General features: G+C 62.9%; 15 protein-coding genes, 1 pseudogene and 1 riboswitch. All 16 genes and pseudogenes read left to right on the top strand.

The features are described from left to right. The first annotated feature begins 22 nt into the window (after window positions 1-22). The 16 genes and pseudogenes from BFN10_RS21315 to BFN10_RS21240 all read left to right on the top strand — a co-directional run bounded on the left by BFN10_RS21315 (window position 23) and on the right by BFN10_RS21240 (window position 14505). Window positions 23-1096, top strand: coding sequence for an AI-2E family transporter (locus BFN10_RS21315; RefSeq protein ID WP_071491319.1), 1074 nt, complete (start codon window positions 23-25; stop codon window positions 1094-1096). A gap of 203 nt (window positions 1097-1299) precedes the next feature. Next, the gene (gene hda / locus BFN10_RS21310; protein WP_058424954.1) at window positions 1300-2004 is read left to right on the top strand and encodes a DnaA regulatory inactivator Hda; all 705 of its coding nucleotides are present in this window, start codon (window positions 1300-1302) and stop codon (window positions 2002-2004) included. A gap of 209 nt (window positions 2005-2213) precedes the next feature. Next, complete coding sequence (locus BFN10_RS21305; RefSeq protein WP_058424953.1) at window positions 2214-2843, top strand: C40 family peptidase; 630 nt, start codon at window positions 2214-2216, stop codon at window positions 2841-2843. A gap of 144 nt (window positions 2844-2987) precedes the next feature. After that, window positions 2988-3527: a C40 family peptidase gene (locus BFN10_RS21300; RefSeq protein ID WP_071491318.1), complete on the top strand. Its 540-nt coding sequence runs from the start codon at window positions 2988-2990 to the stop codon at window positions 3525-3527. Window positions 3528-3692: 165 nt separating this feature from the next. Further along, a riboswitch (cobalamin riboswitch) is annotated at window positions 3693-3939 on the top strand. 79 nt (window positions 3940-4018) lie between these two features. Next, entirely contained in the window at window positions 4019-4630 is a 612-nt protein-coding gene (gene cobO / locus BFN10_RS21295) for a cob(I)yrinic acid a,c-diamide adenosyltransferase (protein ID WP_010208674.1), read from the top strand. After that, complete coding sequence (locus BFN10_RS21290) at window positions 4627-5934, top strand: cobyrinic acid a,c-diamide synthase CobB (RefSeq protein ID WP_071491317.1); 1308 nt, start codon at window positions 4627-4629, stop codon at window positions 5932-5934. The genes cobO and BFN10_RS21290 overlap by 4 nt, the downstream gene beginning before the upstream one ends. Beyond that, window positions 5931-6581, top strand: a complete 651-nt coding sequence (gene bluB / locus BFN10_RS21285) for a 5,6-dimethylbenzimidazole synthase (RefSeq protein ID WP_071491316.1) — start codon at window positions 5931-5933, stop codon at window positions 6579-6581. The genes BFN10_RS21290 and bluB overlap by 4 nt, the downstream gene beginning before the upstream one ends. After that, window positions 6578-7486 carry an adenosylcobinamide-phosphate synthase CbiB gene (gene cbiB, locus BFN10_RS21280; RefSeq protein WP_071491315.1) on the top strand — a complete coding sequence of 303 codons (909 nt, stop codon included), beginning with the start codon at window positions 6578-6580 and terminating at the stop codon, window positions 7484-7486. Before bluB ends, cbiB begins: the two co-directional genes overlap by 4 nt. Continuing rightward, window positions 7479-8468 carry a threonine-phosphate decarboxylase CobD gene (cobD, locus tag BFN10_RS21275; protein WP_071491314.1) on the top strand — a complete coding sequence of 330 codons (990 nt, stop codon included), beginning with the start codon at window positions 7479-7481 and terminating at the stop codon, window positions 8466-8468. The genes cbiB and cobD overlap by 8 nt, the downstream gene beginning before the upstream one ends. Further along, window positions 8465-9923 (top strand): annotated as a pseudogene (locus BFN10_RS21270) (cobyric acid synthase); the annotation flags it as partial. The gene cobD and the pseudogene BFN10_RS21270, both read left to right, overlap by 4 nt. Next, window positions 9919-10440 (top strand): bifunctional adenosylcobinamide kinase/adenosylcobinamide-phosphate guanylyltransferase, encoded by a 522-nt coding sequence (gene cobU, locus BFN10_RS21265; protein WP_071491312.1) that lies wholly within the window; start codon window positions 9919-9921, stop codon window positions 10438-10440. The pseudogene BFN10_RS21270 and the gene cobU, both read left to right, overlap by 5 nt. Next, complete coding sequence (gene cobT / locus BFN10_RS21260; protein WP_071491311.1) at window positions 10437-11492, top strand: nicotinate-nucleotide--dimethylbenzimidazole phosphoribosyltransferase; 1056 nt, start codon at window positions 10437-10439, stop codon at window positions 11490-11492. Before cobU ends, cobT begins: the two co-directional genes overlap by 4 nt. Next, window positions 11489-12064: an alpha-ribazole phosphatase family protein gene (gene cobC, locus BFN10_RS21255; RefSeq protein WP_071491310.1), complete on the top strand. Its 576-nt coding sequence runs from the start codon at window positions 11489-11491 to the stop codon at window positions 12062-12064. The genes cobT and cobC overlap by 4 nt, the downstream gene beginning before the upstream one ends. Window positions 12065-12066: 2 nt before the next feature. After that, window positions 12067-12795, top strand: coding sequence for an adenosylcobinamide-GDP ribazoletransferase (locus BFN10_RS21250; RefSeq protein WP_071491309.1), 729 nt, complete (start codon window positions 12067-12069; stop codon window positions 12793-12795). A 42-nt stretch (window positions 12796-12837) separates the two neighbouring features. Beyond that, window positions 12838-13242 (top strand): MarR family winged helix-turn-helix transcriptional regulator, encoded by a 405-nt coding sequence (locus BFN10_RS21245; protein ID WP_071491308.1) that lies wholly within the window; start codon window positions 12838-12840, stop codon window positions 13240-13242. A 63-nt stretch (window positions 13243-13305) separates the two neighbouring features. Next, on the top strand, window positions 13306-14505 hold the full coding sequence (locus BFN10_RS21240) for an MFS transporter (protein WP_162276405.1): 1200 nt from the start codon (window positions 13306-13308) through the stop codon (window positions 14503-14505). Window positions 14506-14652: the final 147 nt, after the last annotated feature.

The raw sequence follows: 14652 nt of genomic DNA, 5'->3' as shown, positions 1-14652 counted from the left end.
CTTTATATAGATGGAGTGGTTTATGGCGGATACGCGTCGTTGGGTGTGGCTTGGCGGGTTTGTCCTGCTGTGCGTTTTTGTGTTCCTGCTGCATTCGATCCTGACGCCATTCCTGGTCGCGTTGCTGCTGGCTTACCTGTTCGATCCGGTGGTGGATCGCCTGGAAAAAGCCGGGTTGTCGCGGACCTGGGGCGTGGTGACGGTGTTCGCCCTGTTTACCTTGATCATCACGGCGTTGGTGCTGGTGCTGGTGCCGATGCTGGCCAAGCAGTTGTTCCGCTTGTATGAGCTGGCGCCGCAGATGCTCGATTGGCTGCAGCACACGGCGATGCCGTGGGCCCAGGCCAAGTTGGGGTTGGCGGATGGTTTCTGGAAGTTCGACAAGGTCAAGGCGGCCATCAGCGAACATATGGGCCAGACCACCGATATTGTCGGGGTCATCCTCAGCCAGGCGACGGCGTCCAGCCTGGCGTTGATCGGCTGGCTGACCAACCTGGTGCTGATCCCGGTGGTGGCGTTCTACCTGCTGCGCGACTGGGACATCATGATGGCCAAGATCCGCAGCCTGCTGCCGCGCAACCGTGAGGAGCGCATTGTTTCGCTGGCTGAGGAATGCCATGAGGTGCTCGGCGCCTTCGTGCGCGGGCAGTTGCTGGTGATGCTGGCCCTGGGGATCATCTACGCGGCCGGCTTGATGGCTATCGGCCTGGAGCTGGGTCTGTTGATCGGCCTGATCGCCGGCCTTGCCGCAATCGTGCCTTATATGGGGTTTGTGATTGGGATCGGCGCGGCGCTGGTCGCGGGCTTGTTCCAGTTTGGCGGGGACTTGTACCCGATGCTGGGGATCGTGGCCGTCTTCATGGTCGGCCAGGCGTTGGAAGGCATGGTGCTCACGCCGTTGTTGGTCGGGGATCGGATTGGTCTGCATCCGGTGGCGGTGATCTTTGCGATTCTGGCGGGTGGTGAGTTGTTTGGCTTCACGGGCATCCTGCTGGCGTTGCCGGTGGCTGCAGTGATCATGGTGCTGGTGCGCCATGTGCACGATCTGTACAAGGATTCGGATGCTTATACGGGGGTTGAAGATCCCGACCTGTAACTCTATCTTCACAAACCCGGCCAAGGCCGGGTTTGTCTTTTCTGGGGGCGGTCCGTCAAACAATCTGCATAAATCCAACAAGTTAACGCAAACCTTTGATTTTGCTTGGGGTCTGTTGCATTGTGCGCCCGGCGTCACGGGTATAAACTTTGCAAACTTTACACAGAGGCCACTAACGGTTCGTTCGGAGCCGTTCAGTCAGCATGAAACCGATTCAGCTGCCCTTGGGTGTGCGTCTGCGTGACGACGCCACCTTCATCAACTACTACCCAGGCGCCAATGCCGCTGCACTCGGCTATGTCGAGCGGCTCTGCGAAGCCGACGCCGGGTGGACTGAAAGCCTGATCTATCTGTGGGGCAAGCACGGCGTAGGGCGTACCCACCTGTTGCAGGCTGCGTGCCTGCGGTTCGAGCAGATGGGCGAACCGGCGGTGTACCTGCCGTTGGCCGAGTTGATGGATCGCGGTATCGGCATCTTCGATCACCTTGAGCAATACGAACTGGTGTGCCTGGATGACTTGCAGGCGATCGCCGGCAAGGCGGATTGGGAAGAAGCGCTGTTTCACCTGTTCAATCGCTTGCGTGACAGCGGTCGGCGCCTGCTGATTGCCGCGTCGACTTCGCCACGCGAGTTGCCGATCAAGCTGGCCGACCTCAAGTCGCGCATGACCCTGGCGCTGATCTTCCAGATGCGCCCGCTGTCCGACGAAGACAAATTGCGTGCCCTGCAATTGCGGGCCTCCCGTCGCGGCCTGCACCTCACCGACGAAGTCGGGCACTTTATCCTTACTCGAGGCACCCGCAGCATGAGTGCGCTGTTCGATTTGCTCGAGCAGCTCGATCAGGCGTCCTTGCAGGCGCAAAGAAAATTGACGATCCCTTTTCTCAAGGAAACGTTGGGCTGGTAACTCATTGAATTTGCGTGGTTCGCCATTTTACGGGCGCCAGAAAACCTGCGTTTCTGCCGGCTGGGCTTCGCATTCGAACCGATAAATGGAATTACGGCTTAGATGTCATAGTCCAATCGGGAAGTCACATAGAGCACGATTGAATTTGCAAATCGATGTGATAGAAGGCATAGTCTCGACTTCTTTACATATCAGCCACGGTCGTGCCCATGCTAAATCGCTTCGCACCCCTCGTGCCCCTCGCACTCGTTACCCTGTTGTTTGGTTGCGCCTCCCACCCTCAGCAGGTGGCAGATCAGCAGAAACCACAGGTTCAAAATCAGGCAAAATTCGTTGCTGCACAATCTGCCTCTGTTTATGAGGAAGAAGTCGCAACGGAAAAGGAACTGGCCGACTTCGCCGGCAACAAGCCTTATCAGCTTCCAGTCCTGGCCGACAGCATCCTCGAACGCGGCATGTCCCTGATCGGTACCCGTTACCGTTTCGGTGGTACCTCTGAAGCCGGTTTCGACTGCAGCGGTTTCATCGGCTACCTGTTTCGTGAAGAGGCCGGCATGAATCTGCCGCGCTCCACCCGCGAAATGATCAACGTGAATGCACCGTTGGTCGCACGCAACAACCTCAAGCCTGGTGATCTGCTTTTCTTCAGTACGGCAGGCCGTGGTCGTGTGAGCCACGCCGGTATCTACCTGGGCGATAACCAGTTTATCCACTCCAGCAGCCGTCGCAGTGGCGGTGTCCGGGTCGATAACCTGGGTGACAGCTACTGGAGCAAAACCTTCATCGAAGCCAAGCGCGCACTCGCCATGGCCCCGACGACGGTTACCGCTAGCAAGTAAACTTAAAGTGATACTTGAAGTTTGACGTGTAAGCGCTAGAATCCCTGGACATTGTTGTAATCCGTTCGCGCGAGCTTTGCTTGCGCGTTCTGGTTTTCAGCGTTCGGCAGCGAAAGCCGCATCCAGACCAGGATTGTTCTGCACATGTCGACCTCGGCCCGCCTGATTCTCATTGTTTGCGCCGCGCTGCTCAGCGCCTGCGCAAGCCGCACACCGCCGCCCGCTCCCGTAGCGGTGAAGCCCAAGCCGGTGTTCAACTATTCCACCCAGAATTTCTCGCCCGCAGCTGAAGACGTACTCTTCCGCGCGCTGGGCCTTGTCGGCACGCCTTACCGTTGGGGCGGCAACACGCCGGACTCCGGGTTTGATTGCAGCGGCCTGATCGGGTTTGTCTTCCGCGATGCCGCCGGGATTTCCCTGCCGCGTACCACCCGCGAGTTGATCGTAATGCGCGCGCAGGACGTCAGCGAGCAGAACCTGCAGACCGGCGACCTGCTGTTCTTCGCCACCGGTGGCGGTTCCCAGGTCAGCCACGCCGGAATCTACGTGGGTGAAGGGCGCTTTGTGCATGCGCCACAAACCGGCGGTACGGTGAAGCTGGACACGTTGTCCAAGGCCTATTGGCAGAATGCCTATTTGAGCGCCAAGCGCGTGTTGCCGGGCAACCTGGCACGCAATCCTTAGCGCCAGACTCGAATCGAAATGTGGGAGGGGGCTTGCCCCCGATAGCGGTGTGTCAGCTAAAGATAACTGGGCTGATCCACCGCCATCGGGGGCAAGCCCCCTCCCACAGTTGTTTTGTGTCGACTTCAAGTTGCTTTAATTGACGCTCCACCCCCAACCTACTACCCTTCGCTGCTTGTTTCAGGTGCTCTGTGACCCACGGGTCGACAGAGTGAAACAGGGAAGCCGGTGAGTGAGCGCACTTCTACACAGTGCCGCCGCGATTCCGGCGCTGCCCCCGCAACGGTAAATGAGTCAAGACGCTGCCTTTTGCCACTGTATCGCCTGCGATATGGGAAGGCGCAGCGTTGGCCTGCCTTCAGCCAGCACGCCACTCATGAGCCCGGAGACCGGCCTGCAACATCCAACAGCATCACGGTGGGCGATGCTTGGCTGTCTGCTTTTCTTTTTTCCTGCCCGCCGTTTTTGTCCAGCCCCAACGGAGAGCTGCCATGACCGATTCCCCCGACCGCGACGAACGCCACCTGGCGCGCATGCTGCGCAAAAAAGCCGTGATCGACGAGCGCATCGCCAACTCCCCCAACGAATGCGGTCTGCTGCTGGTGCTGACCGGCAACGGCAAAGGTAAAAGCAGCTCCGCGTTCGGCATGTTGGCCCGTGCCATGGGCCACGGCATGCAGTGCGGTGTGGTGCAGTTCATCAAGGGGCGCAACAGCACTGGAGAAGAATTGTTCTTCCGTCGCTTCCCCGAGCAAGTGCGCTTCCATGTAATGGGCGAAGGCTTCACCTGGGAAACCCAGGACCGCCAGCGCGACATCGCCGCCGCCGAGGCCGCCTGGGCGGTCTCCCGCGAATTGCTGCAAGACCCCTCCATCGGCCTGGTGGTGCTGGACGAGCTGAACATCGCGCTCAAGCACGGCTACCTCGACCTGGACCAGGTCCTCAGCGACCTGCAAGCCCGTCCACCGATGCAACACGTGGTGGTCACCGGCCGCGGCGCCAAGCCCGAGTTGATCGAAATGGGCGACACCGTCACCGAAATGGGCATGCTCAAGCACGCGTTCCAGGCGGGTATCAAGGCACAGAAGGGCGTCGAACTTTGAATCAGCCCCGTCATTGCCCTGCCGTTTTGATCGCCGCTCCGGCGTCCGGCCAGGGCAAAACCACCGTCACCGCCGCGCTCGCCCGTTTGCACCGCAACCTGGGGCGCAAGGTGCGCGTGTTCAAATGCGGCCCGGACTTTCTCGACCCGATGATCCACGAACGCGCCAGCGGTGCGCCGGTGTATCAGTTGGATATGTGGATGGTGGGCGAGCAGGAAAGTCGTCGTTTGCTGTGGGAAGCGGCGGGGGAGGCAGACCTGATCCTGATCGAAGGCGTGATGGGCCTGTTCGACGGCACACCCTCCAGCGCCGACCTGGCGCGACACTTCGGCGTGCCGGTGCTGGGGGTGATCGACGGCACGGCCATGGCGCAGACCTTCGGCGCGTTGGCATTGGGCCTGGCGCGCTATCAGCCGGATCTGCCATTCGCCGGCGTATTGGCCAACCGTGTCGGCACCCTGCGTCATGCGCAACTGCTCGAAGGCAGCCTCACCGAGGGCCTGCGCTGGTATGGCGCATTGTCACGCGAGACCGGTATCGAACTGCCCAGTCGCCACCTCGGCCTGGTGCAAGCGAGCGAACTGAATGACCTCGATGTACGCCTGGACGCCGCCGCCCAAGCGTTGGGCAGCAGTTGCGAAGTCGCCTTGCCGCCGCCGGTGACGTTCGCTGCGCCCCAAGTGATCGAGGCTGAGCCGTTGCTCAAGGGCGTGCGCATTGCCGTGGCCCGCGATGAGGCCTTCGCCTTTACCTACGGCGCGAGTCTCGACCTGCTGCGCGCAATGGGCGCTGAGCTGAAGTTTTTTTCGCCGATTCACGATCGCCAATTGCCCGATGCCGACAGCCTCTACCTGCCCGGTGGTTACCCCGAATTGCACCACCAGGCGCTGTCGGAAAACATCCCGATGCTCGACGCCATTCGCGCTCACCACGCGGCCGGCAAACCCTTGCTTGCCGAATGCGGCGGCATGCTCTACCTGCTGGACTCGCTGACCGATGTCGACGGCATCCGCGCTGAACTGCTCGGCCTGTTGCAGGGCGACGCGGTGATGCAAAAGAAACTGGCGGCCCTGGCCCTGCAAAGCGTCGAATTGCCGGAAGGCACCCTGCGTGGCCATACCTATCACCATTCCCTGACCACCACTGAATGGCAACCGATTGCCCGTGGCCTGAGCCCCAATGGCGGGCGCGGTGCCGAGGCGGTGTATCGACAGGGGCGGATGACGGCGTCCTACGTACACTTCTATTTCCCATCCAATCCCCAGGCGGTGGCCGCATTGTTCGCGCCCGATCCAGCACTATGAGCGACAACGCTTTTCCCCAGGCCGACCGCGACGCCGTCTACCGCGCCATCGCCGAACGCCGCGACATGCGCCACTTCAGCGGCGGCACTGTCGCCCCCGAGCTGCTCCACCGCTTGCTCCAGGCCGCACACCAGGCGCCCAGCGTCGGCCTGATGCAGCCCTGGCGCTTTATTCGCATCAGCGATCGCCAGTTGCGTGGGCAGATTCAACAGGTGGTGGAAGAAGAACGCGTACGCACCGCCGAAGCCCTGGGCGAGCGTTCCGATGAGTTCATGAAGCTCAAGGTCGAAGGCATTCACGACTGTGCCGAAGTGCTGGTAGCGGCGTTGATGGATGATCGCGAGCGGCACATCTTCGGGCGTCGCACCCTGCCGGAAATGGACATGGCGTCATTGTCCTGTGCTATCCAGAATTTGTGGCTGGCGGCGCGGGTCGAAGGCCTGGGCATGGGCTGGGTCTCGTTGTTCGAACCCCAGGCGCTGGCCGATCTGCTGGGTTTGCCGCCCGGTGCGAAACCCCTGGCCGTGTTGTGCCTGGGGCCGGTAGCCGAGTTCTACCCGGCACCGATGTTGCAGCTCGAAGGCTGGACCGAGCCTCGGCCCTTGAGTGACATGTTGTATGAAAATGCGTGGGGAGTGAGTCAATGAGTGTGGCCTTGCTGTGTGTCGCTGCAGTCGCGCTGGATGCGCTGCTGGGCGAACCCAGGCGCTGGCATCCGCTGGTGGCGTTCGGCGATTTTGCCGGGCGCATCGAGCAACGTTTCAATACCGGTGGCCGTGGCTGGCGCAGCCATGGCGTGACCGCGTGGTTTATCGCCGTGGTGCCGCTGACGCTGCTGGCTACGGCCTTGTCGTGGGCGCCTTACATTGGCTGGGTACTGGAGATCCTGGCGTTGTACTGCGCCCTTGGCATGCGCAGCCTTGGCGAGCATGTGATCCCGGTGGCCCAGGCCCTGCGCAGTGATGACTTGGAGGCGGCGCGCAAACGCGTGAGCTACCTGGTCAGCCGCCAGACCAGCGAGCTGGACCGCACCGAAGTCGCCCGTGCCGCCACCGAATCGGTGCTGGAGAACGGCAGCGATGCGGTGTTCGCTGCGATTTTCTGGTTTGTGGTGGCCGGTGTGCCGGGCGTGGTGCTTTACCGCCTGAGCAACACCCTCGACGCCATGTGGGGTTATCGCAACGAGCGTTTTGAGCGCTTCGGTTGGGCGGCGGCAAAAATCGACGATGTGCTGAACTACATTCCCGCACGCCTGGTGGCGTTGACCTACGCGTTGCTGGGCAAGACCCGGCTGGCGCTCAAATGCTGGCGCACCCAGGGCCCGACCTGGGACAGCCCCAACGCCGGCCCGGTCATGGCCGCTGGTGCGGGCGCCCTGGGCGTGGAGCTGGGCGGTGCCGCGATCTATCACGGCGAAGTGCACCATCGTCCGCAACTGGGCGAAGGCCCGGCGGCGGATGCCGATTCCATCGATCGGGGCTGGCAACTGGTGCAGCGCGGCGTATGGTTGTGGCTGTTGATCCTGTGCGCGGGGGCGCAATTCTATGCTTGAGCATGGTGGCCGGCTGCGCAAGGCAGCGATTCAGTACGGGATAGCCGAAGCCGACTGGCTGGACCTGTCCAGCGGGCTCGCGCCCTGGCCCTGGCCGATCCCCGGGATTCCCCTGCGTGCCTGGGCGCGCCTGCCGGAAACCGACGACGGCCTGGAGCAGGCCGCCAGCGAATACTACGGCGCTGCGCATCTATTGCCGGTGCCGGGTTCCCAGGCGGCGATCCAGTTATTGCCGCGCCTGCGTCGCGCCGGCAAGGTCGGCGTGTTGTCGCCGTGCTATGCCGAACACGCCGAAGCGTGGCGCCGCGCCGGTTACGTGGTGCGCGAAGTGCAGGAGCAGGAAGTCGACTTCTTTCTTGATGGCCTCGACGTGCTGGTGGTGGTCAACCCCAATAACCCCACCGGCCTGAGCCTGAGCCCGCAACGCCTGCTGGATTGGCACTCGCGGCTGGCCCAGCGCGGCGGCTGGCTGGTGGTGGATGAGGCCTTCATGGACGTCACCCCGCAACTGAGCCTGGCCGGCCAGGCGCATCAGGTCGGTTTGATCGTGCTGCGTTCGTTCGGCAAGTTCTTCGGCCTGGCCGGCGTGCGGCTGGGCTTTGTGTTGGCCGAGCGCAAGTTGCTCAAGTTGCTCGCCGAGCAGGTCGGCCCCTGGGCGGTCAGCGGACCGACGCGGGTGCTGGGCCAAGGGTGCCTGCGCGACACCGCCGGGCATGCGCGGCAACGCACGCGTTGCATAGAGGCGGGCCAGCGCTTGTTCGCGTTGCTGGAGCGCCACGGCTTTCCACCTCAGGGCGGCTGTGCCTTGTTCCAATGGCTGATCACGCCCCATGCCGAACGTGTGCACGAATTCATGGCCCAGCGCGGCATTCTGCTGCGCCTGTTCGTCCACGACAGCAGCCTGCGTTTCGGCCTGCCCGACACTGAGGCCGACTGGCAGCGCCTCGACGACGCCCTGGCCGCCTATAAGGACGCAACATGAGTACGCTGATGGTGCAGGGCACCACCTCCGATGCCGGCAAAAGTACGTTAGTGACCGCGTTGTGCCGCTGGCTGGTGCGCCAGGGTGTGGCCGTGGCGCCGTTCAAGCCGCAGAACATGGCGCTCAACAGCGCCGTGACCGCCGAAGGTGGTGAAATCGGCCGCGCCCAGGCGGTGCAGGCCCAGGCCGCCAACCTGGCGCCTCATACCGACATGAACCCGGTGCTGCTCAAACCCAACAGCGACACCGGCTCCCAAGTGATCATCCACGGCCGTGCCGTGACCACCATGAACGCCGTGGCCTATCACGACTACAAAGCCATTGCGATGCAGGCGGTGCTGGCCTCCCACGCCCGGTTGAACCAGGCCTATCCCGTGGTCATGGTGGAAGGCGCTGGCTCCCCGGCGGAAATCAACCTGCGCGCCAACGACATCGCCAACATGGGCTTCGCCGAGGCGGTGGATTGCCCGGTGTTGCTGATTGCCGATATCAATCGCGGCGGGGTATTCGCCCACCTGGTCGGCACCCTGGAGCTGCTGTCACCCACGGAACAGGCGCGGGTCAAAGGCTTCATCATCAACCGTTTTCGCGGTGACATCGCGCTGTTGCAACCCGGCCTGGACTGGCTGGAAGCACGCACCGGCAAACCGGTGGTGGGCGTTCTGCCTTACGTGATGGACCTGCACCTGGAAGCCGAGGACGGCATCGACAAACGCCAGATCGACAAGGCGGCCCAGGTGCTCAAGGTGGTGGTCCCGGTGTTGCCGCGCATCAGCAACCATACGGATTTCGACCCGCTGCGCCTGCACCCCCAGGTGGATTTGCAATTCATCGGGCCAGGCCAGCCGATCCCGGCCGCCGACCTGATCATCCTGCCCGGCTCGAAAAGTGTGCGCAGCGACCTGGCCTATCTGCGTGCCAACGGTTGGGACGCCGCCGTGGCGCGTCACTTGCGTTATGGCGGCAAGGTGCTCGGCATTTGCGGCGGCTTGCAGATGCTCGGCGAGCAAGTGCACGACCCGTTGGGCCTGGAAGGGCCTGCCGGTTCCAGCGATGGCCTGGGGCTGCTGGCGTTCAGTACCACGCTGGAAGAAGAGAAGCAGTTGCGCAACGTGCGTGGGCGTTTGTTGTTGGAGAATGCCGAGGTCAGCGGTTATGAGATCCATGCGGGCGTGACCTGCGGTGATGCTTTGTCGAATGCCGCCGTGTTGCTGGAGGATGGCCGCAGCGATGGCGCACAAAGTGCCGATGGGCAGATCCTTGGCACCTACTTGCATGGCTTGTTCGAAAGCCCGGCCGCGTGCAGCGCCTTGTTGCGCTGGGCCGGTTTGCAGGACGTGCAGGAAGTGGATTACCACGCCCTGCGCGAGCGCGATATCGAGCGCCTGGCAGACTTGGTAGAGAACCACCTGGATACCGATTTGTTGCGCAGTTTGTGTGGAGTCACCCCATGCTCCAGCTGATCCTCGGTGGTGCCCGGTCCGGCAAAAGCCGCCTCGCCGAAAAGCTTGCCAGCGACAGTGGCTTGCCCGTCACGTACATCGCCACCAGCCAACCGCTGGATGGCGAGATGAGCGCGCGTGTCGCCCTGCATCGCCAGCGTCGCCCCGACCATTGGGGGCTGATCGAAGAACCCGTTGAACTGGCGCGGGTACTGCGCGACAACGCGGCAACCGAGCGCTGCCTGCTGGTGGATTGCCTGACCCTGTGGCTCACCAATCTGCTGATGCTTGAGGATTCGCATCGTCTGGCCGCCGAGCGCGATCAACTGCTGGAAACCCTGGCCGCGCTGCCGGGTGAAATCATTTTTGTCAGCAACGAGACCGGTCTGGGTGTCGTGCCGCTGGGCGAATTGACTCGCCGCTATGTGGATGAAGCCGGTTGGCTGCATCAAGCCTTGGCCGAGCGATGTCAGCGTGTTGTCCTGACCGTCGCCGGCCTGCCCCTGACTTTGAAAGGTACTGCGTTATGACTGACACCTGGTGGCTCAACCCGTGTAAGGCGATTGACACTCAAGCCTACGAACACGCTCTGGCACGCCAACAGCAACTGACCAAACCGGCCGGCTCCCTCGGCCAGTTGGAAGCGCTGGCGGTGCAATTGGCCGGCTTGCAGGGCCAGGTCAAACCGTCGGTGGACGCGCTGTGGATCGCCATCTTCGCCGGTGACCATGGCGTGGTCGCGGAAGGTGTGTCGGCGTTTCCCCAGGAGGTCACCGGGCAGATGCTGCACAACTTCGTCAGCGGGGGGGCGGCTATCAGCGTCTTGGCGCGGCAGCTGGAAGCACAGTTGGAAGTGGTCGACCTGGGCACGGTGACCCCGTCCCTGGACCTGCCCGGTGTGCGTCACCTGAACATCGGCGCGGGCACCGCCAATTTTGTCAACGGCCCGGCCATGACCGAGGCCCAGGGGCAACGTGCCCTGCAAGCCGGTCGCGACAGTGCGCGGCGTGCGCTGGCTAGCGGTGCACAGCTGTTTATCGGCGGCGAGATGGGCATTGGCAACACCACCGCCGCCAGTGCCCTGGCGTGTGCCTTGCTCGACTGCCAGGTCAGTGACCTGACGGGGCCGGGCACCGGCTTGAATGCCCAGGGCGTGAGCCACAAGGTGGCCGTGATCGAGCGCGCACTGGCGGTGCATGCCGCCCAACGCGGCGATGTCTTGCAGACCCTGTTCAATCTCGGCGGCTTCGAGATCGCCGCGCTGGTCGGTGCATACCTGGCGTGTGCCCAGGAAGGCATCGTGGTGTTGGTGGATGGGTTCATCTGCACCGTCGCGGCACTGGTCGCCACGCGCCTGAACCCGGCATGCCGCGAGTGGCTGGTGTTCGGCCATCGTGGCGCCGAGCCTGGCCATCGTCATGTGCTGCAACACCTCGACGCGCAGCCGTTGCTGGAACTGGGCCTGCGCCTGGGCGAAGGCAGTGGTGCGGCGCTGGCAGTGCCGTTGTTGCGCCTTGCCTGTGCATTGCACGGGCAAATGGCGACCTTCGCCGAAGCCGCCGTGGCGGACCGCCCGGCATGATCTTGCACCTCGACCTGCTGCGCCACGGCGAAACCGAGCTGGGTGGCGGCCTGCGCGGCAGCCTGGACGATGCACTCACCGCCAATGGCTGGGTGCAGATGCGCGAGGCTGTGGTGGCGCGGGGGCCGTGGGACCGCCTGATCAGTTCGCCGCTGCAACGCTGTGCGCGATTTGCCGAAGAATTGGGCGCCCGGCTCAAGCTGCCGGTGACGCTGGAGAAGGACCTGCAAGAGCTGCACTTCGGTGCGTGGGAAGGGCAGAGTGCGGCGACCTTGATGGAGACCGACGCCGAAGGGCTGGGGCTGTTCTGGGCCGATCCTTATAGCTTTACACCGCCGGACGGGGAGCCGGTCAGCGCCTTTTCCGAACGGGTTCTGGGGGCTGTCTCACGTTTGCATCAGGCATATGCCGGTGAACGAGTGTTGTTGATCAGTCACGGCGGCGTGATGCGCCTGTTACTGGCGCAGGCGCGTGGCTTGCCCCGGGAGCAGTTGTTGAACGTCGAGGTCGGTCATGGTGGGCTGTTCAGCCTGCAGGTTGCGGCTGACGGAACTCTGAAGGAAGGGGAGTAGACGTGCTGCCATTCTGGATCGCCCTGCAATTTCTCAGCAGCCTGCCGATTCGCCTGCCGGGCATGCCGCAGCCTCAGGAACTGGGGCGTTCGCTGCTGTTTTATCCGGTGGTAGGCCTGTTGTTCGGCGTGCTGTTGTGGGCGCTGAACAGCGTATTGATGGGCGCGCCATTGCTGCTGCATGCCGCACTGTTACTGACTGCCTGGGTATTGCTCAGCGGCGGCTTGCACCTGGATGGCCTGGCGGACAGCGCCGATGCCTGGCTGGGCGGCTTCGGTGACCGCGAGCGCACGCTCACGATCATGAAGGACCCGCGCAGCGGGCCGATTGCCGTGGTGACGCTGGGGTTGGTGCTGTTGCTCAAGTTCACTGCGCTGGTGGCTTTGATCGAGCAACACAATGGCGCCGCGCTGATCCTGGCGCCGCTGATCGGCCGCGCATCGATGCTGGCGCTGTTTCTCACCACGCGCTATGTGCGTGCAGGGGGACTGGGCCAGGCTCTGTCGGATCATTTACCGAGGATTGTCGGTCAACAGGTACTGATCCTCAGTGGTCTTGCCTGCATCCTGATTGGCGGCTTCAGCGGCGGGGTTGCGGTATTGCTCGCGGCGATCTGCTTTCTGGGGCTGCGCCAACTGATGGTCAATCGCCTGGGCGGCACCACCGGTGACACCGCAGGGGCCTTGCTGGAGCTGCTGGAAGTCGTGGTGTTGGTCGGCCTGGCGCTGTAACACTTTCTTGCATTTCCTTAATCGCGGGTATATACACGTTCCATGCTTGCCTCCCAATGTTTATGTACCAACCTGCGACGTGCCGCCCGTGGCGTCAGCAGGCATTACGACGGCGCTCTCGACGGCTTCGGGATCAACGTCGCCCAGTATTCTTTGCTGTGCAACCTGCAACGACTCGACCAGCCGAGCATTTCCAGCCTGGCGGACGCCATGGGCCTGGATCGCAGCACCTTGGGCCGCAACCTGCGGGTGCTGGAAGGCGAGGGCCTGGTGCAACTGGTGGAAGGCGACGACCTGCGCAATCGCCTGGTGATCTTGACCCGGGAGGGTGAGGCGCGACTCGCCGCCGCATTACCCGCCTGGGAAGCGGCGCAGCAGAAATTGATCGATCAACTCGGCGCGGAAAAACGCGAAACCTTGTTGGCCTTGCTGGACGAACTCGCCTGAATGGGAGTTTGTTCGAATACAAGCGGGTATATACCCGCGAGCGGAGAATAAGAAATGACCTCGATGTGGCGCACCAGTGGCTGGATTCTTGTGGGGAGTGCGCTGATCCTGGCGTTGTCGTTGGGCGTGCGCCACGGTTTCGGCCTGTTCCTGGCGCCGATGAGCAGCGAGTTTGGCTGGGGCCGCGAGACCTTCGCCTTCGCCATCGCCCTGCAGAACCTGATCTGGGGTCTGGCGCAGCCGTTCACCGGCGCCCTGGCCGACCGTTTTGGTGCCACCAAAGCGGTATTTGTCGGCGGTGTTCTGTACGCCGTTGGCCTGGTGTTGATGGGCATGTCCGATTCGGCGTGGTCGTTGTCCCTCAGTGCGGGCTTGTTGATTGGTATCGGCCTGTCCGGCACCTCGTTCTCAGTGATTCTGGGTGTGGTCGGCCGCGCGGTGGCGCCGGAAAAACGCAGCATGGCGATGGGGATCGCCAGTGCGGCCGGTTCGTTCGGCCAGTTTGCGATGGTACCGGGCACGCTGGGTTTGATCAGTTGGCTGGGCTGGTCGACGGCATTGCTCGCACTGGGCTTGATGGTGGCGCTGATCCTGCCGCTGGTCGCCATGCTCAAGGACCGGCCTCTACCAGCGCTGGCCGGCCAGCAGACCCTGCGTGAAGCCTTGAAGGAAGCCTGCTCCCATTCCGGCTTCTGGCTGCTGGCGTTCGGCTTTTTTGTCTGCGGTTTTCAAGTAGTGTTTATCGGCGTGCACCTGCCGGCTTACCTCGTAGACCAGCACTTGCCGGCCACGGTTGGCACCACGGTGCTGGCCCTGATTGGCCTGTTCAATATCTTCGGGACCTACACCGCCGGCTGGCTCGGCGGGCGCATGTCCAAACCGCGCTTGCTGACGGGCTTGTACCTGCTGCGTGCGGTGGTGATCGTGCTGTTTCTGTGGGCGCCGGTCACCGAGATCACGGCCTACCTGTTTGGCATGGCGATGGGCTTCCTGTGGCTATCCACGGTACCGTTGACCAACGGCACCGTGGCAACGCTGTTTGGTGTGCGAAACCTTTCCATGCTGGGTGGGATCGTATTCCTGTTCCACCAGTTGGGTTCGTTCCTGGGTGGCTGGTTGGGCGGGGTGGTCTATGATCGAACCGGCAACTACGATTTGATCTGGCAGGTGGCGATTCTGTTGAGCCTGCTCGCCGCCGCCCTGAACTGGCCGGTGCGTGAGCGGCCGGTGGCGCGCTTGCAGGCGCAGATGGAGGCGGCATGAGTGTAGCGTTACGCGGTCTGATCCTCGTCGCGGGACTGATCCTGGTGCTGCTGGCCTGGTGGGGCTGGCAGCATGGCGGGCTGGCGTTGATGCAACTGGGTATGGCGATCTGTTAAGTTCGTGGTCTGAATACTTTTAAGGACACAC

This window comes from Pseudomonas extremorientalis, assembly GCF_001870465.1.
GTDB classification, from domain to species: domain Bacteria; phylum Pseudomonadota; class Gammaproteobacteria; order Pseudomonadales; family Pseudomonadaceae; genus Aquipseudomonas; species Aquipseudomonas extremorientalis.
The sequence above is the reverse complement of the archived record's forward strand: the minus strand, read 5'-3'. Positions and strand labels throughout refer to the sequence as shown.